This window comes from Geopsychrobacter electrodiphilus DSM 16401, from assembly GCF_000384395.1.
In the GTDB taxonomy this organism is placed as follows: Bacteria; Desulfobacterota; Desulfuromonadia; order Desulfuromonadales; family Geopsychrobacteraceae; genus Geopsychrobacter; species Geopsychrobacter electrodiphilus.
The window spans coordinates 1,827,763-1,851,424 of record NZ_ARWE01000001.1 but is presented as its reverse complement, the minus strand read 5'-3'; the positions used below and the strand labels follow the sequence as shown (position 1 = coordinate 1,851,424).

Genomic DNA, 23,662 nt, shown 5'->3' with positions numbered 1-23,662 from the left:
TCACAGATCATTCCTTCTTCTTCATGTCCTTGTCGCTCATCATGTCCTTGTTCTGGGTCATGTCGTTATTCTGCATCATGGAATCCTGATGCATACTGTCAGTTTTCATGGCCGCGTGGTGCGTACAGGACACCAGCAGGCCGCAAAGGATCACGAGAATTGACAGACGTTTAATCATGAGATAGCTCCTTTGAGGTTGGGAGGGTTGCGCGCCAGGTTTCGGCCTGTTGCAGCCACCGCTCCAGCTGTTCGATTTTCACCAGTTGCGGGTCATATTGCACCCGGTTGACTTCACGAAAACCCTGCCAGCCCTTCTCCACGTCGAGGACTCCGGGGTGATCCTTAAGGGCGGCGGCACCGACATCGTAGCAGCCGACCGCGAAGGTGATCTGCGCTGTTTCGCAGGCGATCGTCACGGAAAGTGGACTGCTGGCGATTAAAAGAAACAGAATGATCCATCTGAGCATGACTGTTCGCTCCTTGCTTTCCAGTTACAAAGACCCTAGCAGAGGAAGATCAAGGCGGGATAAAGGCCGGATCAAGATCAGGTAAAGATTTTTTTTGTTCTGAATTTTTGAGCGAGAATGGGCGCAACCGAAGGCCGCTTTTAAGATTGATGGTCTTTTAAGTGACACCAAAAGCCTTGCAAACCTGGCCCTGATTCCTCTTCCGACTAACGGCTCCTCCTTGGCCCTGAGGGTTCGTACCGGGCGGTTTTGCTTTAGGCAGAAGAAGATCGCCATGCAGCGCGCGACAGAGTTGCGGCCCCCCGACGATGGAGTATGCTCATGGTAAGAGTAACTTGTCACACCCTCCGGGAGACCTGATATGAAACGCTTTCTGAAAATTTTTGGCCTGATCATCCTGACCCTGGTGGTGATTATCGCCGGGGGAATCACTTACCTGGTCGCCACCGTCGATCTTGATCAGGTCAAACAAAAGATCAGCCAGCAGGTCAAGAAAGAGACCGGGCGCGATCTGCAGATCAAGGGGGACCTCGATCTGAGCTTCTTCCCCTGGCTCGGGGTCAAGATCGGTGAAACCCACCTCGGCAACGCGGCCGGCTTCAGCGGAGACTTCGCCGCCTTCTCGCGCGCCGAGGTGCGCCTGAAGCTGATCCCGCTCTTCTCTCGCCAGGTGGAGATGAGCACGCTGATCTTCGACGGCTTCAATCTCAACCTGACCCGACGCAAAGACGGGATCAATAACTGGGCCGACCTCACCGCACGCAGCCAGCCTGCGACTGGCACCAGGGCACCGCAGGCGGGCCACCCCGAAACAAAGGCGCTGGCGCTGTTTCTGGAGGGAGCCGAGATTCGCAACGCCAATGTCCGCTTCGAAGACCAGCAGGCCCGCACCAGCTACGCCCTCAATGATCTCAACCTGACGGTCGGTCAGGTCGGCTTGCGCCGCGATGTGCCGTTCGAACTCAGCTTCAAGCTCAAGTTCAGCGAACCGCAACTGAGCGGTGATTACCAGCTCAAGGGGATCACCAACCTCGACCCCGAGGCCGGGCTGGTGAAGATTCGGGACCTGAAGTTCGACTCCAGCCACCAGGCCGGCGGGCTCCCCTTCACGAGCGCGACCCTTAGCTTCACCACCAACCTGGTGTTTGACCAGAACCGCCAGCAGCTCGAGGTTAAACCCTTCAGTTTGCGGGCCACCGTCAAAGGACCGGAGCTCCCCAACCAGGCTATGGAACTGACTCTCGAGACCGCGCTGAGCTTCGATGCCAAAACCATGGCGGCGTCCTTCAAACCGCTGAAGATCAGCCTGCCGGGCGCGAATTTTCAGGGTGATCTTGCCTTCGCCCAGATCGGCGCGAAGCAGCAGATCGATTTCACCCTGGCCACAGATCAAGTCGATCTCGACCGACTGGTCGTCCCTGCCCCCTCCGCTGCACCAACCGCGAGCCCGGCACCGGCCGAACCCGCCGCCGCAGCCACGGCGAATTCGGGGCTGCGTAAACTGGTGGTCAACGGCGACCTGAAGATCGGCAAGCTGACCAGGCAGACCCTGCTCGTGAGTGACATCGCCATGCACCTCAAGATGCGTGACGGTGTGCTGGACGTCAGTCCGCTGACCGCCAGGCTCTACCAGGGGCTGGCCAGCAGCAGCCTCAGCGCCGATCTTCGCGAGGCGGCGCCAAAGCTCAAGGTCAACCTCAACCTCAAGGGCTTCAAGATCGGTGACTACCTGAAGGCCGCCTTGCAGAAGGATATTATCGAGGGGACCGCCGATGTAACCGCCGACCTGCAGCTGACCGCAGCCGACACCGACGCCATCAAGCGCAGCCTCAACGGCACCGCAGCCTTCAAGATCAACGAAGGGGCGCTCAAAGGGATCAACATCCCCGATCTGATCCGCCGTGCCAGGGCAGCCCTCGCCGGCCAGCCCCTCCCGCCGGCCAGCAACCAGAGCACCGATTTCACCGAACTCTCCGGGACAGTCAAGATTGTCGACGGCATCGCCAGTAATGACGACCTGCTCATGAAATCACCGCTGCTGCGCATCGGCGGCAAGGGGAGCGTCAACCTGCCACAGGAACGGGTGAATTACCTGGTGACCGCCCAACTCGTCAACACCCTCGCTGGCCAGGGTGGCGCAGAGCTCAAGGATCTGGTCGGGGTTCCCCTCCCGATCCGCGTTAAAGGGAGTTTAAGCAAGCCGGAGTGGGAGCTCGACCTGAAAACCGTGCTTGAATCGAAGGCCAGGGCCCAGCTCAAGGGGGTGTTTGATGAGGCGCTTAAGGACCCGCAAAAGGCGTTGAAGGATCCCAAGTCGCTGCTTGAGGAGCCGAAAAAGACCATCGAGGGGTTAAAGAAACTCTTCAAATAATCAGAGATGATTTAAAGCGGAACGAGCCTGGATCAGGGCGAGTTAAAACCCGAGGGATTTAAGCATCCGGCGCGGGTTCTGGTTCTGGGGGGTATGCCGGGGCTGGCATTCTTCAGCGAGCTCGGTAGCTGGCGGGCACCCTATTTCGCGTGGCTGGTTTCCGCATGCAAGGCTGCGCCAAGGGCTCCAATAATATCCGGGCATTCAGGCACCCGCACCGGAACCCCGATTCTTTTTTCGAGTTGAGCGACAAGGAAGGCGTTATTGGCCACTCCGCCGGAAAAGATCAGCTCTCCGCAAATCCCCAAACGCTCGAGCATCCCCGCAACCCGCTCGACCACGGCCAGGTGGATCGAGCGGGCGATATCCGACGCGGGCAGACCGCGATTTTTGAGTGAGACAACCTCCGACTCGGCAAAAACAGCGCACATGCTGTTGATCGGAACCACCTGGTCCGATTCGGCTGCGGCCAGCCCAAACTCGCTGAGTGAAAATCCGAGCGTTCCGGCCATCATCTCCATAAAGCGCCCCGTCCCGGCGGCGCATTTATCGTTCATCTGAAAACTGGCGACCCGGCCGTCGGGGGTCAATGAGATCACCTTTGAATCCTGACCACCGACATCGAGGATGGTGCGGCAGTCGGGGAACAGATGGCGTGCACCCAGGGCGTGCGCTTTTATCTCGGTGATGACCGCATCAGCGAAGTGCTTCTCCGCCAGGTGGCGACCGTAACCGGTCGCCACGATTCCGGCGGTATCCAGAAGACTCGAAGCCTGATGATCCTTAAGCATGGTGAGTGCCTGATTGTGCGGCTCAAAACCGCTTTCAGCCACCTTCGACGTCAACAGTTGCCCGTCTTTTACGGCCGCCAGCTTGATCGTCCGCGAGCCGAGATCAATCCCTAAAAACATCTGCTTCAGCCCTGAATCTGCTCGATAAAAGCTTCAATTCTGGTTTGCAGCTGGCCGATATCTTCGGGTGAATAGTCAGATTCAATCGCCAGAAACGGGATCCCTGCCCGCTCACAGGCAGCGCGCAGCTTGACCGCTTCGATGTTATAGGTATGACAAAACTGCAGGCAGTAGTCGATCAGCCCCTGGGCGCCGGAAGCCTTATATTCCCAGAGCACCTGGGCGATCCGTTCGTCGTTCGGGGTAAAGCAGGAGCAGTCAATCTGCATGTAGCGCTCGGTCAGACGCAAAAGCTGCTCATCGACGGTTGCGGAGCTTTCATCGATGCAGTCCTTGTAGTAACGCGTCCCGATGCAGCTCTCCTCGTTCACCACTATGGCCCCGGAGGTCTCGATAATGTTGTGGATTTTCCAGTTAGGCAGGGCCATCGGCGTGCCGGATACCATAATCCGCGGAGTAGCAGCAGGCGCTACCGCCTCCCCTTTGCTGATGCGTGCCTCAAGTTCAGCACAGAGTGCGTTGACCTGTGCGGTGAAGCGTTCGGGGCTGTCGTAAAAGGCGATCTGCTGAATCAGCAGCATATCCTTGCCGCTGATCGGCGAGGGGTTATGGTGACGCAAATTGTTGAGCCGCTGCATAACCTGGCGTTTGGCGTTCAGAATTTTGATGGATAACTGCAGTTTTTCGAAGGTCACTTCCTTGCCGCTGACTTTCTCAATTTCGGTCTTGAAGTCACGAACCTCCTCTACCCACATGGTTTTGTCCCGTTCACGCTTCATCTGCGGGATCTCCATGACATGGGTCGGTACATATTCATTGAGCAGTTCCCAGGTTTTCTTCTTGGCGTCGCAGGTCGTCTCGCCATAGACCAGATCGACGGCCTGAAAGTAGGGGCATATCCGACCAACCTTGAAGCCGAAGGCCGACTTGACCATGGGGCAGATATTACGCGGCAGGATTTTTTCGGCATCGGGGATCGAACCCGGCGACCCGCCGCAGAGTCCGACACAGACCCCGTTAACCGCCTGAATGATCTCTTCAGGCACGAATACGCAAAAGGTCCCGACGACCGGTCGCCCCTCCTCCTTGGCGGTGACAATCTCCTGAATGCGCCCGCTAAAAATATTTTCTATCATCTCGTCAAAGTAGGCCATCCGGGCGGGACGATTTTTCTGGGAAAGAAAGATGTTCTTGTAGGCGCCGGTCAACATGGGTGGAATGTTGCTGAAACGTTCCACGTCCATATTTAACTTTTCCCACAACACCGGGTCCGACTTGATGGCAAAGGTCTCCTGATTCATAACTTCTCCTGTAACAACAATAAATGAAGTGACATATTATTTAACGCGGCTAGAGATAGTCCTATTTTTTTATGTGGAATACCAATACCGAATATCTATCATCGTTCGCCGTTGTATAGGCTAAATCTATAATAAGAGAGAAATTTTACTCAGCCGAAAGCCGAACAGCCTTGCATTTAAAGGGGGTTAACCAGCTGAGAATTATTCAGAAACACTTGATCGCGGGGTAATGCGATGGGGGATGTCCTGCCCTGATTGATCTTTCGCATAGTGGTTCTTTGTCGACAGAGACATACCATTTTGGGGGGACAACTGCTAAAATGGTACTATGATCAGCTGAGGCGAGTTCTCCCTGCGCAGCGTACCAATCAACAGCGTCAGGGGACTCCCAAGGTCTTACGAGCAGGAGGTGTCCTATGTTTCGATTTATTCCACTTATCGCTATTCTGGCCCTGCTGTCGGCATGCGTCCATCCGGTCGGCCAGCGCGAGGGTACCGGCGCTCTGCTCGGCGCGGGGACCGGCGCCCTGATCGGTTCCCAGTTCGGTAGTGGCGAAGGACGGCTTGTCGGCGCAGCTATCGGCACCCTGGCCGGGGCTCTGATCGGTCAGGATGTCGGTCGGACCCTGGATCAAGTCGATCGGCAATCCATGCAGCGCACTGTGCAGCAGTCTCTGGAGCTGGCTCCTACCAATCAGACCAAAACCTGGGTTAATCCTGACACCGGGAACAGTGGTTCTGTCACGCCGACGCAAACCTTTCAAAATCAGGATGGGCGCTACTGCCGCGAATACCAGCAGACTGTCACCGTTGGCGGGAAACAGCGGCAGGCCTACGGCACCGCCTGTCGTCAAGCGGACGGCAGCTGGCAGATCAATAATGCGCAACCCGCGGCGCCAGTCCGGCAACCTGTCGTCACGCACGTCTACTCCCCCTATGATCCCTATGGTCCCTATGATCGTCCAATCTACTTATGGCCCTACATCACTTCGCTCTCCTTCTCCTTCGGCCACTTTTCCGGACATCATGGCGGCTGGGGACATTATCGCGGTAGGGGGCATCACGATGGCTGGAACGACTAGCTTTCGGTTTCCTTCGTGACCATCCAAAAATGATTGAATCGATTGACTGCCAATGGAGGGCGCGATGTACCTGAAAACCGCGATCAGAGTTATATTCTCCGCGATGTTGCTGCTCCTGCTCTTTGGCTGCAAGGACTCGCCACTGCAATTCTCCGTTCAGTTTGAGACCCTGGGCGACCTGAAAGCCAAGGTCCCTGTCTACCTCGACGAGACCCGCATTGGTAAGGTTGACCAGATCACCTCAACCGACGACGGAAATTTCCTCGTCAAGGTCAGTATCGCCCCGGAATACCGCAGCAAGCTCACGCAGAATGCCAAATTCTACATCGGCCAGGATCCGCAGAACGCCAATAGCAGTGCCTTGCGCGGCGTGCAGAAGGTGGCGGGCGGCACGCCGCTCGAAGATGGTACGATCGTCCAGGGGGTAAAGGCGCCCAGTTTGATTGACAGTCTGATCTCTGCCCTGAAGCAGAATGCCGATGAAGCCTCCGCAACCCTGCAGCATAAGGTCGAAGAATTCAAACTGTCCGCTGCGGCGAAATCAAATGAACTGAGTCGTCAACTCGAAAAATCCCTGGCCGACATCAACCAGCAATTCAGGGAGCTCGACCTGAGCAACAGGTTCACGCCCAGCGATGAAGAAATCAGCCAGCTGAAAGATGCGCTGGATACGTTTATTGATGAATTCGAGCGCGCCGGCAAACAGTTGCAGGACCAACTGCGCACCGAGGTCATTCCGCAATTGCGCCAGGAGCTGGAAGCGCTGAAGAAAAGACTTGAAAGAGATCGCCGTGAAGAGAAAATCAAGGAGATTGAGGTCAAATTGAATGAGCTGACCGCGGTGTAGCCCCCTCCCTTCAGGAGCAGTAAGACGCAACAATAGTGACAGGAAGTCCCTGTTGGCCCTACCGAACCTGCAGACCTTTGCGAGCCATAGACAAAAACTGGCTACGAACATCCGAAAGTCAAACCTGACCCCATAAACTTCCCAGACGCAGCGGCTACAAAAACATCCCGCCGGATGCCTCAATGCGTTGGCCGGTGATCCAGCGGTTCTCCTCCGCAAGCAGCGCGGAAATGACCCCGCCGATATCCTCGGGCAGGCCAACCCGTCCCAGGGCCGTTTGTGCGGCGATCTGGGCATTGACCTCGGCGTTGTCGCGCACCCGGCCACCGCCAAAATCGGTCTCGATCGCCCCGGGTGCTACCACATTCGCCAAAATACCTCGCGGCCCGAGCTCCTTGGCGAGGTAACGGGTCAGCACCTCGATCGCGCCCTTCATCGCGGCGTAAGCCGCCATACCCGGCAGGGAGAAGCGCGTCAGTCCGCTTGAAACGTTGACGATGCGGCCGCCGTCAGCCATCAGCGGCAGCAACGCCTGCGTCATAAAAAGCACTCCCTTGAAATGAATGTTCATCAGCTGGTCGAACTGCGCTTCGGTTATCTCGCCGATGGGGGCGTTCAGGCCGATCCCGGCGTTGTTGACCAGATAGTCGAAATTTTTGCGCTGCCAGCGGTCATGCAGCAAGGTCTGTATCTGTGCAGCAAAGGCCGCGAAGCGACTGCAGTCCCCCGCGTCGAGCTGTAATGCCACACCGCGCGCGCCGCGACCTTCGATTTCGGCTACGACTGCTTCGGCTTCTTCCTTCCGACTGTGGTAGGTCAAGATGACGTCCACGCCTTTTTGCGCCAGATGCAGGGCGGTACTTTTTCCCAGGCCGCGGCTGCCGCCAGTCACAAGCGCTATTTTTTTATTCATGATTCGCTCCTTTCCCCTCCGTGGGCTGTTGCGGATGATTTCAGTATAGAGAGGCAATGGTGGTCGGGGCAATGGGGCCAGGATGGAACTCAGTTTTTAGTTCTTGATCGCCGACAGGGTCTCTCCAGGGTGTGAGACAAGCATTAGAGAGCCCCTACCCGCCAGCCGCTTCGGTAAGAGTTTTAAATAATAATTGCCTGCATACACAGCTCAGCCCACAGCACAGCTCTCCCCTTCACAGTTCATCCCGAAAGCCTTGGCAATATGCTCGGCCAGGGAATCAATCACCAGATTATTCTCCAGCGCATTGCGATGCAGAAAAAACGAAGCATCGGGCAAAAGAGGGAAACCCTCGCTCGGGGTCAGCGGCCGTAAGCCCTCCGGAATAACACTCTGACTCAACGCCGAAACGGCCAGACCGGCCGAAACCGCCGCCAGAATCCCGAGGACACTCGGGCTGGTGTAAGCGATGCGGTGATCGATATCGGCGCTTTCGAGAGCCTTGAGCGCCCAAAGCCGGCAATAACAATCGGTGGGAAAGAGCGCCAGCGGCAGCGGCCTCTCCTCGTGCTGCAGGTGCTGGTTCGAGGTGACCCAGAGCGTCGGTTCGCGTCTCAACAGCAAGGCATTTTCGATGACCAGCTCGGGTGAGGTTGTCATCGCCAGGTCGAGCTCCCCTTTTTTCATCAGCGGCACCAGCTGGTTGCTCGGCTCGCAGGTGACCTTGACCTGTACCTGCGGATAGGTACGTGAAAACCCGGCCAGAATCTCGGGTAAAAAGCGGGTCGCGTAATCGTCCGGCAATCCGATCCGCACCCAGCCCGACAGCTCGGGGCGTTTCAGGATCGAGACCGCTTCTTCGTTGAGCTTGAGGATGCGGCGCGCATAGCCGACCAGGGTCAACCCTTCGGAGGTCAGGCGCGCATCGGCCTGGCGGTCGCGATTGAGCAAGGGCTTACCGACCAGCTCCTCCAGGCGTTTGATCTGCATGCTGACCGCCGATTGGGTGCGATTGACCTGTTCGGCGGCCTGGCTGAAATTGCCACCGTCGGCAATCGCCAGAAAGGTGCGCAGTAATTCGGTTGGCAGGTTGATCCGCATAAGCGACTCCTTTATCAAAATTATTGATAACCATTATAAAATCAATTCGTTTGATTGATCAATGGCTTTTCATCATAGTAGACCTACCAACCACAATGGAGGTGACGCGATGAAGACTCAACATTGCATGATGCAGCAGGTCGAGTGCCCAGCAAGAAAAACCGGGCATCAACTCAAGTCATACTGGAATCATCTGACTGCGACATTCCAGCGCTGGAATGAACTGACACGCCAGCGACGTCAACTGCGTGAGATGGAAGAGCATATTCTGAAGGATATCGGCATCAGTCGCGCCGACGCGGAGCGCATTGCCGGCCGCCGCTGGTTCTGGCAAGATCCCTTAAATCGCAAAGAAGATCTGGATCAACGCTATCGGAGCAGCGATCGCGTCGGGCGGAAATAAGCTGACGCCGAAATCACAGGGGCTACCGGCAGAATCAGCAGATGGCGGGGGAATTTGCGGCGGGGTTAGATCTAGGAACAGGGCAAGGTCAAAGTACGTTTACGTTGGTTCAGAAAACCGCTGATGCAGTCATGCGCCCAGCGACGATCGCCATCACAGCAGTTTTCGGCGATAAAGCACAGATCCTCGTTATTATAGCCCCGCCCCGCTTGTTGTTTAATCCATAGGGCTTCAAACCTGCTGACCAGTCCCCTGTCCCAGTAATACTCCTTGATGCTTTTGACACCGTCTTCTTCTACGATCCTGGTTTCGCTGCACGGGATCAGAGATTTCAACTGACGCGGGGTGAGGCCCAGGATTTTTGCCGTGGTTGAGATATTCAGCAACGCCTGCCCCGGCTTCTTTCTGACGATGGTCCTGCTGAGACCGGTTGCGGGCGGGGCAAGTGGCAGACATAAGGGGCGCAGATGGTCAAGTAGTTCACCTATTTCATCGGCAGTAAAATCCTGGACCGCCAAAACTCTCTGATACTCAAAGTCGCCCGCCTCCAGACGCAAGACAAATTCTGAAATCGCCAAGCCCTGAGTCCGTTTTATCCTTAGAGTAACGCTGTGCTCGAAGTCGAGGATCTCGTCATGAGCGTCCGCTTCCGCCAGGTATGTGTCGATCAGTCTGCTCTTGAGCGGACCGGTTTCGATGTAGAAAAACTGGTCAGTCTGCAGGTTTTTGAGCATTTTCAAGAGTTCTGGAATCATGTTACTCACGAGGAATGCAATATCGCAGGAGGAAAAAGGCACAGATTTATTTTCGGTTAATTTAAACGGAAAATACATCTGTAAAGAAGCATGGATTAAGGATTGATCCTTCTGGCTTTAGTGCGGGTACGACTAAATTCCAGGGAATGTGTTTTTCCTGAAAATTGTAGACGCGACCCTTTTGTTACCCTCGTGAGAATTAAGTGTGGTGTCCTCGGAATTTCCCATCGCCGAATATATTCTTCCTGCGGCGCCTCAGGTGCAGAATAATGGTAAAATTTGCAAGGGACAGGAGGTTGCAATGTCAAAGGAACAGCATAAGACTGTGATCTCGAATCGCGATGAACTGGAAAAATCTTACGAGGCCAGGCGACCTGCCTACGAAGAGGCGTTGTCAGATCTCTACGGGGATATCCGCTCATTGCTTGAGGCGCACGGATATACGCCGACAATTAAATACCGGGTCAAGCGGTTTAAAAATTATTTCGGGAAACTGAAGAAAATCTGTAAAGGGGCCAAGGATGACGATGCTGGTCTTCTCACGGATGTCCTCGGATTGAGAATCATCTGCCCATTCCTTGAGGATTTGAACATCATCGAAGGTCTGCTTGCAGAGCACTTCCCAATCGTTGAAATGGAAAAAAAGAGAGAACAACATTCTTTTCGGGAGTTTGGTTATGACTCAGTACATATGCTGATCAAACTGAAAGCCCTGTCTCATGAAAAGCCGATCCCCTATACTAAAAATGTATGCGAAATCCAGTTACGCACCACTCTTCAGGATGCCTGGGCCGAGGTTGAGCACGAGCTGGTCTACAAATCGGATATTGACCTGCCCAACGAATCGATCAAGAGAAAGCTGGCTTCACTTAATGCCACCCTGACCCTTTCGGACCTCATCTTTCAGGAAATTCGCGATTACCAGAAAAAACTCAGACATCACGGGCGCAAAAGGCGTGAGAGCATTGTGGAAACTCTCCAGGTTCGGGACAAGATCACATTTCCCCAAACGACAGAATGGTACCCACCGACGACAATGCAGGTGGAACCAATTCCTTACTCCTTGGCGAGTGATCTGGAAAACATTATGATCTCGGCCCTGAATGCCCACAGCCACAACGATCTGGAAACCGCCATAGGTCTCTATGATCAACTTCTGGAGATGGACTTAGGAGCGCGGGTTCGGGCTATGGTCTACAATCACAGAGGTATGGCTTATTTCTCCCTCGGAAATTTCCCCCAGGCCTGTATGGACTTTACCAAGTCTATTCAACATGACGGGGATAGCTTCCGAAGCTTTGTCAATCGGGGGCTTGTCAACCGGATGCTGCGAAAATTCGACTATTCTGTCGAAGATTACAATCGCGCTTTAGACATTGATCCTTCCAATCACGAAGGTTATTTCGGCAGGGCCCAGACCTTCTGCGAGATACAGCTGCTCTCCAGGGCTCTGGAGGACTGTAAAAAGGCATTAGAACTCCAGCCGGACTTTTCACCCGCCCACCAGCTAAGCGAACTCATTCATAGAGGTCTTTTTACCGTTGATAAAAAGTCCATCTCCGCGACGGAATAGAAAAACGAAGGTTTTGCAAGACAAGGGCCTGAATAACCTCAATTTACGCTGAGGATAAGAAGCCGCAGTTGACTTACTGCAACAGATGGGCACCGACCTGGTCCAGCATAATTGACGCACAGTAAGTGAGGTCAGTGCCATTGGCGGTATCTGAATTGATGAATAATTATGTATAATTTTCTGACCTTGGACAGGTTAGCAAACAGGCTTTTCCGTTCAGGAGCCCGCACCAATGCTATTGCTGGTCATCTATATCCTCATCGCCCTGGGGTTCTCCTTTCTCTGCTCGATTGTCGAAGCGGTATTGTTGAGTATAACGGTACCCCATATCGCCATGCTGCAGTCACAGGGGAAGTCCTGTGCTCCCCTGCTGCAACAGCTCAAGGAGGACATCAACAAACCACTGGCTGCGATTTTGACGCTCAATACTATTGCGCACACCGCCGGTGCCGCCGGGGCCGGCGCCCAGGCCGCGGCAGTGTTCGGCAGCAATTATGTCGGCATTTCATCTGCAATCCTGACCCTGTTGATCCTGGTCTTCTCCGAGATCATTCCCAAGACTCTGGGCGCGCATTACTGGCGTCACCTCGCGCCAATGACCGCCTACTGTTTAAAATTTCTGATCTGGGTTTTTTATCCCTTTGTTAAGCTGACCGAGCGCCTGACCCGCAGCCTGACTGAAGGACCAACACTGCGCGGGATCAACCGCAAGGAATTGATCGCACTCGCTGAACTTAGTGGCCGGGAAGGCGCACTGGCCGACAACGAGTCCCTCATCATGCAGAACCTGTTACGGCTGAGAGAAACTCCAGCCAAAGCCGCCATGACCCCGCGAACCGTGGTATTTTCCATTTCACAAACCTTGACAGTTGACGACTATTTTTCCCGCTACGAAGCGAATGCCTTCTCACGTATCCCTATCTACGACCAGAGCAGCGAAGATATCTGTGGTTTTGTATTGCGAAGTGACTTGCTGCTGGCAAAGGCTCGAAACCAACTGGATCGTCCGGTATCAGATTTTTCCAGAGATCTCCCGCAAGCTCTGGAACAGACCGATCTTTCAAACGCCTTTGACCGCTTTTTAAAGGAACGTGTTCACATCATGCTGATCAAGGATGAACACGGCGGGGTCTCTGGAATTCTCACCCTGGAGGATGTTTTAGAGACGCTCCTCGGTCTCGAAATTATCGATGAATTTGATGCCAATGAGGACATGCAGGTCTTCGCACGAAAACTGTGGGAACAAAGAGCCCGTCAAATGGGGTTGGATATAGACAAGCTTTGATATGAAAGAATTTTGTACTTAGCAGTTCGGCAGGTCTCCGGAACGCCTTCTCCCGTCCGCTCCCCAACAAACCATAGGCAGCGGGCATCTGTCTCAACTACTGCAGTTGCATAATCCGCTCGAGCATCATTTTTTCAGGATCGATCCATCGCCCCTTTACCGTCGTCGGGCGCTGATTCAGCTTCAGAGATACGCCCAGCGGGTTACAGTCCAACGCATGAACATCGTGAATCAGCCAGCTCAGGTCAAGATTCGCCGTCCGCAACGATCCGAGCACTGAACGATCGGTGTTCAGATCAAACTGCGCCGGTCCCAGGAGCATGGCGAGACGTTTGAGCTGAGCCTCCGGAACAGCCAAAGCCATCAGAGATGCCAGAAAAAATTCACGATGTAACCGACCCAATTCGGCAAAGTCGGCCTTGACCAACCCTGGCAAAAAGAGACAGTAACGGCTGTCATCATGGCAAAACAGCACACACTGCCGCCGGTCATAGCGGTAAAGATTGGCATGCCAACTCCCCAGCGGGCTCAGGTTTTCGAGCGGGATCGCTGAGACCTCGGGGAGTTTGGCGGAGAGTTTTTGGGTGCAGTGAAGGAGCATGGATTAAGGATTGACCCTTCCGGCTTTAGTGCGGGCAGACTAAATGCCAGGGAATGTGTTTTTCGTAAAAACCGTAGAGGCGACCCTTTTGTTCCTCCCGTGTGAATTAAGTGTGATGTCACCGGAATTCAGCGCTGTTTCAGTCGGAGGCACTACCGGTAGTCACGGCAGGTGGTTTTTGGTAAGGGGTAAACGCGACCCCTTTTTAATCCGAGAGTGAATTAAGTGTGATGTCACCGGAATTCAGCGCTGTTTCAGTCGGAGGCACTACCGGTAGTCACGGCAGGTGGTTTTTGGTAAGGGGTAAACGCGACCCCTTTTTAATCCGAGAGTGAATTAAGTGTGGTGTCCCCGGAATTCTCTGTTTGAAATGCCACGGGAGACTATCCGCGAGCTACAGGGAAACCTCCGTTTTCCCGTTGACTTTACTTATCATGGACGTCCCCGGAATTCCCAGATCAAGTCACGACTACTACAACTAAATAACTAAAACCGTGAGAGTAACATTACAACTAAATCGTGACCCTGATTCTCTCAGATCTTCTGCCAGGTTGATCAATAATGACATTTGGCAAATCTAAATATCGAATCCAGGCATAAAGGTTAGCAACTAACCCCTTAACGTTTTTCCGGTAGGGTGTTGGGTCATCGAGCAGTGCATTGTGTAGCTTTTGAGTGAGAGTACCAAAAAACAAACCATCTTCACCACTTTCACGAATTAAACAATTTACCCACAACCATGCCCTACTCGTCAAAAAAGCCCTACTTAATTCCGCCTTTTGTGCCCGTTCGACACCTTTGGGAAATCCTAGCAACCGGGAATCATGTTCTATGCTATGTTCTTCGTCTTCAGAAAAAGCAATTACCGTATCCGTGGGACTGGTCCAAAAACAATCCGCAACCCAAAGTCGTCTTGGTATCTTTTGGAAATAGCTTTGTATATTTGGTGGCCATGGTGATCTAGAGGAATTTATTTTGGGTAGGTTACCGATATGAGCCTTTATTGCTTTAAATAGGTCATCAGTGAGAAGTACGCTCTCATCGCGGACTGCATAGAGTGCAGCGACATCACGCAAGGTAGCATTGAGCTCAACTCCGAGTTCATTATTGCCACCAGGGACCAAGGCCAACCCACGGCCAGTTAAATTTGCACTTCCAAGAAACAATTCTTTTTCATCAACCAAAACGACCTTAGCATGGAGCTCTGTAGCGATATACAAATTCCAACCTAAACTTTTAACAATTTCATAAACATCAAGACTAGACGCACCAGAAAGAAGGTCATCGGGGTGCCAACGCACAACGAGATCACCCTTAATAATTTTACCTTTCAACTTATCAACAACCCACTGTATGCCAGGCACAGTCACGTATGCAGAAAGTAGGATTAAGCTTTCCCTAGCACCTCCTATCTTAATTGCTAAATTATCACGATAAGCTTCGGTCCCTTGCAATTGCACGCTCTTGCCCCTTCCAAATATTATCTCTATTCACCAAACAGAAATTGCCTGGCAATTCTTCCCCAATCTACACGAGTATCTTGAGCTTGAGCGCGTCTGGAGCCATCGGGTTGCTCATCCTCGTATCTAGCCCATGCCATCAATAGAAGTTTGAGACCATCTAATGCATTTTTCAATCGCCCTTCCAGTTCAGTTTCACCAGAGCCTTCAGAGCTTCGCTCTAATACGTCTACGAGTGACGAATAGGCCGGATGACTTGTGTTGAGCGTAATAACAATAGAACCACCCCTTTGTTTGACGGAAAAGAACGCAGAGGTTTCAAGATCAGCTTCTGCAAAAACGTACTTCAATCCATTTGAAACGGTAATGGCTGCCATTTCTTTTGCAAGTTCCTTAGGTACTCCCTCGTCAATCAGGGTCTGCTCAAGAATTCCAATTCGTTCTGCCTCGGGGAGCTTTTCATCCTCATCACTCTGCCCTGCAAATCCAGATTCTTTGCGCTGTTGAGTTAACACTGTAGCTTTTGACTCTACTGAATCGATTGCTCCCGCGTGTCTTTTTCCCGAAGAGTTCTCTTCGCTTTTAGTTTGCGCTTTCAGTAGCCGTCTTAAGACTCCAAGCGTATTACTGACCTGATGTGCTATTTCTAAAAGGGGTACTCTCGGATCATCATCAGAGATAAGATCTTCCTTGAGTTGGGTGATCGTAACCCCTCCTTTTAAGGCCTCATCAAAATCAAAATTTGCTAACTCACTTAAATTGTGCGCATGTTGTTTGTTGTTTGTGACTCCAAATAGATCATCTAGTGCAGGCGGGAAATCAACTTCCACTCCCCACCAACGGTCCCTCGGATCTGAAGGGTTCGTCCATGTAGTATCCAGTTCGAGCTCACGTTCTGCACGTACAACCGACAATCCAGCATTTCTTGCCGCATGCTTACCATATGGTCTCTGCCCAGGCTGAGCCCCTTGCCGTGCCTCTTCTTTTGCAAAAGTATATCTGATGCTAACAGGGCACTTTTTCCCTCGGAATAGAATAATGTGTTTAACTTCGAAATCTTCACCACCCCACTTTTCGAACATAGGCTTGCTATTATAGGGTTGTGGTGTGGATGTCCCAGTCATTAAGTAACCAGGGTCGTTGGGGAGCGCAGCTTTCTCAACACGCACATTGGAACTATTATCTAAGTCAAAACCGGCCATTCGAATATTTACGCGACCACTCTCTAAGAATCTCCGGTACATACGGCCAATGACAAATTCGGAATTGTCGATGATAGTGGACGCATTTTTCCACATCAATTTATCCAGAGAGGACCAAACAACCAAGGTTCCATTATTTGACATGAACTTGGAAGCCTCTTTCCATACAAGGGGTATTTCTTTTTTGCAGGGGTCTGGGACTTCAGACATTTCCTTATTAATTATTTTATCCAGATCCAAAAAACTATAAATGGCATTATCTACGCCATTTTGCCAAGTCCAAACTTCAACTTTTCTACACTGAGAGATTGATGATGCAGGGAGACCCATACCAAACCGACCTATCCCTTTCTGAGCTGATTCTTCAAGATGTGCTCCGTTACCAAACTGTAAAGCAAATCTCAATGTTTCCTTATCCATACCATCGCCATCGTCAAGAACTCCAATTTGATGAACCCTTGATCGAGTCCTTTCCGAGACGAGGACATCCCTTTCCCCACATAATAACTCTACGTTCGAGGCACCAGCTTGAATAGAATTATCCATCAACTCTGCAAGGGCGTAGGCTGCATTTTTATATCCATTATCCCGCATTGCTTTTACAGCTAAGTGAATTGGTACAATTGAAAAGCTCATGATTCTTCCCTCCAGACATCTTCCCAATTATGAAATGCTTCGGCAATATCCCCAAACCCGGGGAGTTCACTATCTACTACAGTTAAAATCTCTGCGTTATCATTCCCACCGACCCTCGTTCCCCGTATTACCCTTCCAACCATCTGGCTATATAGGACTAAAGATATAGTTGGCCTTGCTATTATGGCTGCGCTAGTTTTAGGCGCATCAAATCCAGTAGTAAGAACACCATAATTACATAATACCCGACAGCCATCATCTTCATTTTTAAAATCTTCTATAAATTTATTACGTAAGTGCGGCGGAGTTGTGCCAGTAATAGAATAAGATTTCACACCTCGGACCTGAAGAGCAGAAGATAAGATATTTGAATTTTCAACCGAAGTGGCAAATAGTAATATTTTGTTATGCCTCTTCAATAAACCTTCTACTGCTCCAACAATTCTTAGATTTCTAACTTCGTCTACCCCGAGGGCAAGTAAGATCCTATCTGGTATTTTAAAATTTTCTTCTATTTGTCTTAAATCGTCATCATTTAAGATATTTGCACCACCATAAAATAATGAACTAAAGGCTGCCTTTGCTAAATATTTGTTCTCGACTAGATAGTCTATCGGGTTGCTATACCCTTCTATTTTGAGTTCAACTTTTCTTTGCCCAAAAAAGTTTGCCAATTGTTCATCTGAGGAAACATCCGACCAAGACCGACCAGGCGTCGCACTTAAACCAAGAAGAGAAGTCCCTGGGAAAGGGCTAACCAGGGCATCAAGCACCAACTTATATGTAGGAGCGATCGCTTGGTGGGCTTCATCGATAATAACCAATGTTGTAAAGCTTCCGAGCCTACTTATAAAACCGAGACTTTTTTTTGTCTTAGAATAAATTTTTGACATCCCCGCAACGACTAGGCCCTCATTTAATTCTTCTAAATTAATATTGTGGTTTCCCCAGTATCTATGTAGCGAAACATCTCGATTTCCAATCTTTTCCCAAGAAAGTTTAAATTCTCTTGCAGCTTGCTCACAAAGTTCTTCGCTGTGAGCAAGCCATACAACTATTTTCCCTTTTTGAAATCGTAAATGCTCTGCAATCACATTCATTGCGGTTCTGGTTTTACCTGCCCCAGTTGGCATATGAAGAAGAACTCGATGAGGCTCTTGATTAAGAGCCTGATTAACTTTATGGGCTGCAGTTATTTGATGTTCAAATAATGGATAATTTGCATTTACGATTTGATTTGACGGCTGCTCTGATGAAGCGATTTCAAGGGGAGGGGTTACCCCAAAATAATTGAACAAGGAATCTAAGTGCGATTTTTTTCGAAATTTTTGGTTACCTAGGAATGTATATGGGTCTACACCTTTGGGCTTGCCGATCATATTTGACAACTGTTCAGCTTCATTCGGGCGCAGTAATAAGAATATTTGGTTTCTGCAGAAGTCGGACAAAAGGAGCCCGTCCCTCCCTTTTTGGGAGACGACAACTTCCCTGATCCGACTTGGTGTTAATAACGAAGGGTCCATTCTCCCAACAAGTTTAAGAACTTTATTCCCCAAAAGGCCCTGAAGAACTTCTTCGTCAGCCCGTGACAAAACATTATCAAACACTATTCCACTCCAATTTACAAAAAATAATCTTTTTTAAAACCATCAAAGATGACAAATAGCACAACCGGCCGTTTCATCTACTGGTGAAATATTTTTCCTTGCTTGGTTCACAATTTCATCAAGTGTTTTCCCTTCACACCAAGTATAAAATCCCTGCCCATTAGCTTTTTCTCCTTCAAAAGCCTTGGCTTTTTCAAACAAATCTGGATGGTGATCTTTTAGCCCTTGCCACTCCCCAGTTTGTTGGTAAAAGCAAAAATAACATCCGGAGCGAGAGCGCCACTTATAATATTCTGGCATTCCAATTCCTGATTTTTCAAGGATGTTTTTCACTTCTTGCAGGCCAATTTTATCGTCTTTAAAAGGGTAAACCGGTGTGATATTAGGTCGGTTAGATAATACTGGGTTCTTGGCGGCACGATACCCTTCCCGCTCCTCATCTCCTCGAATCCCAATATAACTAATTGCCTCATCGTTCCCAACGTACTTTTCAAAAGGCTTAATTTTAAGCTGAACAGTGCACCAGCGCATCCTCGGGCTGGGCAAAAAACCGCCATACATTTCATTTAAAAAAATCTCAAAAGGATTCCTCTGCACACCTTTTCTATTTTTTCTTTTGCGAATCCCTAGCATGTCGAGAGCATCAACTCGTTTTATTTCCTGGCCCAATAGGGACCCCAATTTAGCCAAATACGAGTCTGTCTCTGGAAGCTCACAAAGCGTGTCACAAAAAACATACTCCACCGGAATTTCCGAATAATTCTTTTTCATGTATATGGCAAGCGCAGCTGAGTCCTTCCCTCCAGAGACACTTACAATATGCCTTACATTAGGGTCTGACGCTTTAGCTAATGCCTCTTTAAGTGTAGCCATTTGTATAACTCCTAATTTATTCGACCAAGAATTGAGTGAAGAATCTCCTTAGTTTTTTCACGCCCAGCAAGCCCTAATAGACGCTCCGCCAATTCAATCAGTCGGCCCTCAGCTAATAGAGTAACCCCTGCAGTAGCGGTCCCTTCCGCGCCAGCCTCGTGATTAGTGGTCAACGCATAATCTTCTACCCTCTTAACCACACTTCGGATCTCGCGATCAAAAACAAATTCAGTCCCATCGTCCCAATCACTTAAGCCCTCACCAATCAACAAGGTTGAGATTGAATCAACAAAAGCTGCATCCGTTTCATATCGCAATTTCATTCGTGAAATTAATCCAGAAGCGATACCATCAGATAGGCTTTTTGTGAAATCATCAGAAAAGCATTGAGCCCACCTAGCGCAGGTCCCTCTGAGGGAGCCTAATTCCCCTTCATCGCCCAAAGCAAATGCACTACGCATTATCGACTCAGCTGCATGTTGGTATTCAACCACAATTCCTTCAAGTTCATTTTTAAATGCTAAAAGCGTCCCATTAAGAGGCTCACCACTTACGAAATTTTCTCCTAACACCGCCGGTATTTTTTTAAAAAATAGGGGAACTGGGTCTGATTCCATAGCAATTGCATCGCGAATCTTTAAGCTGTTCGGCGTCAACTTCTTGGTTGTCTCCCAGGCACTCGGAAGTCCTCCAAGCCAGCCTTCAAGCGCCTCAAAACATTTACGGACTAGATCTTTTTGATAAAAACCCTCTGCTCCATCACCATGAAATACATTCCATATTGACTCAAGGAACTCCTTCCTACCCTCATCTAGCCCAAAAACCTCTATTTCATAAAGAGTGGGGCTCTTACAAAGAGCTTCTATGTCGGAAGGCTGAAGATCTTCGATATACCCCCCCTTTGCGCGAATAGATATTGCCTGTGGAAAGGCCTTATATCCTGCTGCGAACAATATCGGAAATAACCCGTCACGAACTCCGAAGGGGGGCATGCGCAATGAGTCAAAGAGGGATTCGGCACTTTTGGGTTTATCACTGGTTTCAGTAAAAAAAATCTGAATCAGGGCCCAGACCTTTTTCATTCCCATCGAGATCTCAGGTAGCTGATTGGGGTAAACATAACCCCATTCACCGCTCTTTTGCTGCTGATAAATACCGGTATTTAAAAGAACAGTCCTAAACATCGAGGAATCTGGAAAGTTCCCCTGAAGCCCAAGTTGCTCCTGACCGGATCTCTCTAAAATCCCTATCAATAGCTTTTTTCGGGAATTAACAATTGTTCCAGTCGCTTTTTTGCGAACAATTAATTCATTGTGAATAATTGGGGTATCGCTATAGACTCGTAGCATAATAGTTGAAAGATAACGGCGGAGGTCTCTAGAGCTATTGCAACTTTTTTCAATATTTAAATTGAAAAACCGTGGGCCCGACAAGGATGGGTTCAGGATATTCCCTAGCAACTTATCGAGATGATTTCGAGCATCCTCTGTCATTTGCTCAATTTCAGGTAAAGCCATCGGATCAGTGCCAACCAAACTTGAATCAAGTTGTAATCGTCCCAAACAAAATACCTCAAGTGCTATTTCAACTAAAGGGACCGGTTCGCGAGGGACAGCAATCACAATCCGTGAATCCCATCTCTTTTCTACAGCCAACCTACGACAAGCGTTAAGGGTTTCAAGGTTGTCAGCTGTAAGGTATAATACTTTTCCGTCGCAAGATTGCGGTATGACCGAATCTGTTAACTCGGATTGAAGGTATTGATTGATTGATTCAATGGTGTGGTATTCTGAGGTAAAATATCGGCGGACACCAAACGCGCTATTATACTCGTTAGGCCTCCAAACACTGGGCTGGGCTTCCGCCGAAAGAAATTCTAGAAGGTCAAATTGTCCTCGATGACGTTGTTTTTCCTCTTCAAGGCGACCGCGCAAGTCCAAATCAGTCCCATGCCAAATTGATATTTCGTCATTGTGCTTACGATACAGAAGTAGGTTACGAGAGATGAGAGCGTCAACGTTAGCTTTTGCGCTCGTATCATGCGAATACCCGGCTAATGCAAATTCAAGTAAGCCCCTGCCGGTTCGGGACCGATCTCCAGCCAATCCAAGTCCCAACAAACAGGCAGTTTTTAAGGCTTGGCCAGCAGGAAGAACTTCATCCACCTTTGAGAGCGCACTTTGAGTTTCAATCCACTGTCGATATGTTCCACCAACTGCTATATCTGCGCGCATTTGAGGGGCAAAATAGTCGAACAGGTGCCAGGGGGAGACTTCAGCATCAAAAGGACAGCTATATATAAAGTTGAAAAGGGTTCGCTCATTTTGAGCAACTCTGGCAGATACCCTTGGCAGCAAATAAACAGTAATAGGGTTTAATGGATATGTTTTCCCCAGTAGGTTGGTGAGCTCTTCCGTACTAAAATCAGCGAACAATCCTAATTTTTTTGTTTGCGCAGCTAGTTCATGGAGCTGGACATTATCAGTGGTCGAAGCACTTTCACCCTTTCTGGTAGAAACTACATCTCCGATCAGCCTGTAGAGTTCCTTGCTATCGTCCACATATTGGATAGTCTGAAATCGTCCCTCTATCTTCGTCCATTCGGATCGCACCGATTGGGACATGTTCCCGGCATAATGGAGTAGGCCCTGGTGAAGAAATAAACCAAGAGTCACGGGAATATTCTGAGAGCGACTAACAACCTCGGCAAGAGTTTGAATGTTTAACAGTTCGGTAGGACGACCTTCGACTAAAAGGATCTCTAAGTGTTTTCCGAACTCATCCCAAAGGATAGCTATGCGATCAATCCCTTTTCCGCGAAATTTTTGTCGGATCATGGAAAGAAATTGATTTGCCTCATCCATTGTGCTGCAGGGGGCATCAGCAATCTCTTTTGCTGTTGCTTGCCTTCCAAACTTAATCCTTGTTAAGGAAGCAATAATTCCTTCTTTAATGGCCTCAGGAATCGAAGAGACATACCCATGCAAGGTGACTGTAAGCCCTTTTTTCTGGTTACGCCTTCTATTGGAGGCGTACTTAGCTAACTCAGGGGTGACGGCTTTTAGTTTGCTTTCAATCCCCTTCAGGGCTTCTTCCGAGCCGGATTGTTTCTCTATCAAATGAAGAAGATAGAGAGCAGTGAGGGATTTTCCTGATCCATACGGCGCGACGATAAAAAAAGCACGCCCCTCTTCCTTACCTAACAAGGATTGGATAAGAGGAACACACTTGGCGGTAGGAACGTAATGAGAAATTCGATTGGGCTCTTCTGCATCAAACCGAAGATTTACCGAGCGAAGGAATGGCTCGCCATAAACCATCATAAGATTACCCTTAACTCTTTAAGCATGGTGAAAAATTCGGTGCTCACTTCTTCGGAACCTTGAGAATCGTAGTATTGCGCTAGCCAAATGACTGGTGATTTCTTTTCAAACCGGATCGCCCTTTCTCCAGCTAACCCAACAATTTCAATCCCTGTCCCATCAAGAGATTTCTCCACAGACAAGGCTACATCAAACAGAGCTTCTGCGGTCAGCGAGAAAACTCGACCTGGTCCCCCTGCCTGTGCCGTTGCCTCCTTAATAGTTACATCAACTTGCTTTGCCCCAAGCTGCCCTTCGGAAAATGCGCAAGCAAGGGAGTAACCTAAGATATCAGGCGGGATATTTTTAACTTCCTGATTTAGTTGGTAGGTTCCTGTGTCACGAAAGAACTTCAACAAATGTAAATCAGCAAAAGGGCTCACGTTTGACTCTTCAGGATCCCCTTGATCAACTGGGATTTTTCGAGCGTAGGTAGATAACATGCAAGAGATATCACGTTCCAAGGTATTTAAACTTGGCATCCGCTGGCCCGACAATTGTAAGTATCGCTTCAAACTATCAACGCAAAAAGATTTTTCAAATCGGACCTGGTTGAAACGATTAAAAAACCACTCCCAAGACAGGGCGTTCTCAGGTGATCGAACTAAATTAATATGCAATATCCACCAGGTTCCGACCTCACTAAAAAATGGATCTCTTTCATAGACAAGTTCACCTAACTGTGTAGCCTCTAACGGAGTTTTGCGAGTCTTTCGACCAACCTGTAATTTGGCTAATCCAGTAGCCACAAGCCAATGATTAATGGACTTGGCCATATTTCTACCAACGCCAAGCCAATCGGCGGCATATTCATCAATTAACTTCTCAGGATCACAGATTAGGAGTTTCAGCCCCTTATGGAGCCATCCTTCACGGATCGCAAATGTTTCGTGGCCGCCAAAGCGCATTACA

The 23,662-nt window shown here is 50.0% G+C and carries 19 protein-coding genes and 1 pseudogene; 6 read left to right on the top strand and 14 right to left on the bottom strand.

Annotated features, from left to right (window positions below; all coding sequences use genetic code 11):
* Window positions 1–7: 7 nt before the first annotated feature.
* A complete protein-coding gene (locus tag D888_RS23960; RefSeq protein WP_020676180.1) occupies window positions 8–178 on the bottom strand; it encodes a hypothetical protein in 171 nt (56 codons plus the stop codon).
* The gene (locus D888_RS0108770) at window positions 171–467 is read right to left on the bottom strand and encodes a hypothetical protein (RefSeq protein ID WP_020676179.1); all 297 of its coding nucleotides are present in this window, start codon (window positions 465–467) and stop codon (window positions 171–173) included. Before D888_RS0108770 ends, D888_RS23960 begins: the two co-directional genes overlap by 8 nt.
* Before the next feature lie 361 nt (window positions 468–828).
* Here D888_RS0108770 and D888_RS0108765 point away from each other — a divergent pair, with 361 nt between their 5' ends.
* On the top strand, window positions 829–2,838 hold the full coding sequence (locus tag D888_RS0108765; protein ID WP_020676178.1) for an AsmA family protein: 2,010 nt from the start codon (window positions 829–831) through the stop codon (window positions 2,836–2,838).
* A 140-nt stretch (window positions 2,839–2,978) separates the two neighbouring features.
* Here D888_RS0108765 and D888_RS0108760 read toward each other — a convergent pair whose 3' ends face one another.
* Together D888_RS0108760 and D888_RS0108755 are read right to left on the bottom strand one after the other, a co-directional pair.
* Window positions 2,979–3,749, bottom strand: a complete 771-nt coding sequence (locus D888_RS0108760; protein ID WP_020676177.1) for an acyl-CoA dehydratase activase — start codon at window positions 3,747–3,749, stop codon at window positions 2,979–2,981.
* 5 nt (window positions 3,750–3,754) lie between these two features.
* Window positions 3,755–5,050: a double-cubane-cluster-containing anaerobic reductase gene (locus D888_RS0108755; RefSeq protein WP_020676176.1), complete on the bottom strand. Its 1,296-nt coding sequence runs from the start codon at window positions 5,048–5,050 to the stop codon at window positions 3,755–3,757.
* 416 nt (window positions 5,051–5,466) lie between these two features.
* On the opposite strand from D888_RS0108755, the pseudogene D888_RS21155 reads away from it, so the two are divergent.
* Both D888_RS21155 and D888_RS0108745 read left to right on the top strand, forming a co-directional pair.
* A pseudogene (locus D888_RS21155) lies at window positions 5,467–5,931 on the top strand (RT0821/Lpp0805 family surface protein); the annotation flags it as partial.
* Window positions 5,932–6,196: 265 nt separating this feature from the next.
* Window positions 6,197–6,979, top strand: a complete 783-nt coding sequence (locus tag D888_RS0108745) for an MlaD family protein (protein ID WP_020676174.1) — start codon at window positions 6,197–6,199, stop codon at window positions 6,977–6,979.
* A gap of 154 nt (window positions 6,980–7,133) precedes the next feature.
* Here D888_RS0108745 and D888_RS0108740 read toward each other — a convergent pair whose 3' ends face one another.
* On the bottom strand, window positions 7,134–7,892 hold the full coding sequence (locus D888_RS0108740) for an SDR family oxidoreductase (protein ID WP_020676173.1): 759 nt from the start codon (window positions 7,890–7,892) through the stop codon (window positions 7,134–7,136).
* Window positions 7,893–8,102: 210 nt separating this feature from the next.
* The gene (locus D888_RS0108735) at window positions 8,103–8,993 is read right to left on the bottom strand and encodes a LysR substrate-binding domain-containing protein (protein ID WP_020676172.1); all 891 of its coding nucleotides are present in this window, start codon (window positions 8,991–8,993) and stop codon (window positions 8,103–8,105) included.
* A 109-nt stretch (window positions 8,994–9,102) separates the two neighbouring features.
* Here D888_RS0108735 and D888_RS21150 point away from each other — a divergent pair, with 109 nt between their 5' ends.
* Window positions 9,103–9,396 carry a DUF1127 domain-containing protein gene (locus tag D888_RS21150; RefSeq protein ID WP_020676171.1) on the top strand — a complete coding sequence of 98 codons (294 nt, stop codon included), beginning with the start codon at window positions 9,103–9,105 and terminating at the stop codon, window positions 9,394–9,396.
* Window positions 9,397–9,467: 71 nt separating this feature from the next.
* On the opposite strand, the gene D888_RS0108725 is transcribed toward D888_RS21150, so the two are convergent.
* Window positions 9,468–10,151 (bottom strand): hypothetical protein, encoded by a 684-nt coding sequence (locus D888_RS0108725; RefSeq protein WP_156826978.1) that lies wholly within the window; start codon window positions 10,149–10,151, stop codon window positions 9,468–9,470.
* Between the two features lie 301 nt (window positions 10,152–10,452).
* Between D888_RS0108725 and D888_RS21145 the strand changes: the two genes are divergently transcribed.
* Together D888_RS21145 and D888_RS0108715 are read left to right on the top strand one after the other, a co-directional pair.
* Window positions 10,453–11,724, top strand: coding sequence for a RelA/SpoT domain-containing protein (locus D888_RS21145; protein ID WP_020676169.1), 1,272 nt, complete (start codon window positions 10,453–10,455; stop codon window positions 11,722–11,724).
* Window positions 11,725–11,956: 232 nt separating this feature from the next.
* Window positions 11,957–13,009 carry a CNNM domain-containing protein gene (locus D888_RS0108715; RefSeq protein WP_020676168.1) on the top strand — a complete coding sequence of 351 codons (1,053 nt, stop codon included), beginning with the start codon at window positions 11,957–11,959 and terminating at the stop codon, window positions 13,007–13,009.
* A 97-nt stretch (window positions 13,010–13,106) separates the two neighbouring features.
* Here D888_RS0108715 and D888_RS21140 read toward each other — a convergent pair whose 3' ends face one another.
* The 7 genes from D888_RS21140 to D888_RS23045 form a co-directional block, all read right to left on the bottom strand.
* On the bottom strand, window positions 13,107–13,610 hold the full coding sequence (locus tag D888_RS21140) for a DUF6933 domain-containing protein (RefSeq protein WP_020676167.1): 504 nt from the start codon (window positions 13,608–13,610) through the stop codon (window positions 13,107–13,109).
* Between the two features lie 512 nt (window positions 13,611–14,122).
* Complete coding sequence (locus D888_RS0108705; RefSeq protein ID WP_020676166.1) at window positions 14,123–15,070, bottom strand: phospholipase D family protein; 948 nt, start codon at window positions 15,068–15,070, stop codon at window positions 14,123–14,125.
* A 26-nt stretch (window positions 15,071–15,096) separates the two neighbouring features.
* Entirely contained in the window at window positions 15,097–16,908 is a 1,812-nt protein-coding gene (locus D888_RS0108700; protein ID WP_020676165.1) for an ATP-binding protein, read from the bottom strand.
* The gene (locus tag D888_RS0108695) at window positions 16,905–18,515 is read right to left on the bottom strand and encodes a DEAD/DEAH box helicase (protein ID WP_020676164.1); all 1,611 of its coding nucleotides are present in this window, start codon (window positions 18,513–18,515) and stop codon (window positions 16,905–16,907) included. The genes D888_RS0108700 and D888_RS0108695 overlap by 4 nt, the downstream gene beginning before the upstream one ends.
* Window positions 18,516–18,557: 42 nt before the next feature.
* Window positions 18,558–19,388: a phosphoadenosine phosphosulfate reductase domain-containing protein gene (locus tag D888_RS0108690; protein WP_020676163.1), complete on the bottom strand. Its 831-nt coding sequence runs from the start codon at window positions 19,386–19,388 to the stop codon at window positions 18,558–18,560.
* Window positions 19,389–19,399: 11 nt separating this feature from the next.
* Window positions 19,400–22,711: a hypothetical protein gene (locus D888_RS0108685; RefSeq protein ID WP_020676162.1), complete on the bottom strand. Its 3,312-nt coding sequence runs from the start codon at window positions 22,709–22,711 to the stop codon at window positions 19,400–19,402.
* A complete protein-coding gene (locus D888_RS23045; protein ID WP_020676161.1) occupies window positions 22,708–23,658 on the bottom strand; it encodes a DUF4007 family protein in 951 nt (316 codons plus the stop codon). The genes D888_RS0108685 and D888_RS23045 overlap by 4 nt, the downstream gene beginning before the upstream one ends.
* Between the last annotated feature and the right edge of the window lie 4 nt (window positions 23,659–23,662).

Bases quoted from the DNA above. Each gene is read 5' to 3' on its own strand.
- D888_RS23960 (WP_020676180.1), bottom strand. From the start codon at position 178: ATGATTAAACGTCTGTCAATTCTCGTGATCCTTTGCGGCCTGCTGGTG.
- D888_RS0108770 (WP_020676179.1), bottom strand. From the start codon at position 467: ATGCTCAGATGGATCATTCTGTTTCTTTTAATCGCCAGCAGTCCACTT.
- D888_RS0108765 (WP_020676178.1), top strand. From the start codon at position 829: ATGAAACGCTTTCTGAAAATTTTTGGCCTGATCATCCTGACCCTGGTG.
- D888_RS0108760 (WP_020676177.1), bottom strand. From the start codon at position 3,749: ATGTTTTTAGGGATTGATCTCGGCTCGCGGACGATCAAGCTGGCGGCC.
- D888_RS0108755 (WP_020676176.1), bottom strand. From the start codon at position 5,050: ATGAATCAGGAGACCTTTGCCATCAAGTCGGACCCGGTGTTGTGGGAA.
- D888_RS0108745 (WP_020676174.1), top strand. From the start codon at position 6,197: ATGTACCTGAAAACCGCGATCAGAGTTATATTCTCCGCGATGTTGCTG.
- D888_RS0108740 (WP_020676173.1), bottom strand. From the start codon at position 7,892: ATGAATAAAAAAATAGCGCTTGTGACTGGCGGCAGCCGCGGCCTGGGA.
- D888_RS0108735 (WP_020676172.1), bottom strand. From the start codon at position 8,993: ATGCGGATCAACCTGCCAACCGAATTACTGCGCACCTTTCTGGCGATT.
- D888_RS21150 (WP_020676171.1), top strand. From the start codon at position 9,103: ATGAAGACTCAACATTGCATGATGCAGCAGGTCGAGTGCCCAGCAAGA.
- D888_RS0108725 (WP_156826978.1), bottom strand. From the start codon at position 10,151: ATGATTCCAGAACTCTTGAAAATGCTCAAAAACCTGCAGACTGACCAG.
- D888_RS21145 (WP_020676169.1), top strand. From the start codon at position 10,453: ATGTCAAAGGAACAGCATAAGACTGTGATCTCGAATCGCGATGAACTG.
- D888_RS0108715 (WP_020676168.1), top strand. From the start codon at position 11,957: ATGCTATTGCTGGTCATCTATATCCTCATCGCCCTGGGGTTCTCCTTT.
- D888_RS21140 (WP_020676167.1), bottom strand. From the start codon at position 13,610: ATGCTCCTTCACTGCACCCAAAAACTCTCCGCCAAACTCCCCGAGGTC.
- D888_RS0108700 (WP_020676165.1), bottom strand. From the start codon at position 16,908: ATGAGCTTTTCAATTGTACCAATTCACTTAGCTGTAAAAGCAATGCGG.
- D888_RS0108690 (WP_020676163.1), bottom strand. From the start codon at position 19,388: ATGGCTACACTTAAAGAGGCATTAGCTAAAGCGTCAGACCCTAATGTA.
- D888_RS0108685 (WP_020676162.1), bottom strand. From the start codon at position 22,711: ATGATGGTTTATGGCGAGCCATTCCTTCGCTCGGTAAATCTTCGGTTT.
- D888_RS23045 (WP_020676161.1), bottom strand. From the start codon at position 23,658: ATGCGCTTTGGCGGCCACGAAACATTTGCGATCCGTGAAGGATGGCTC.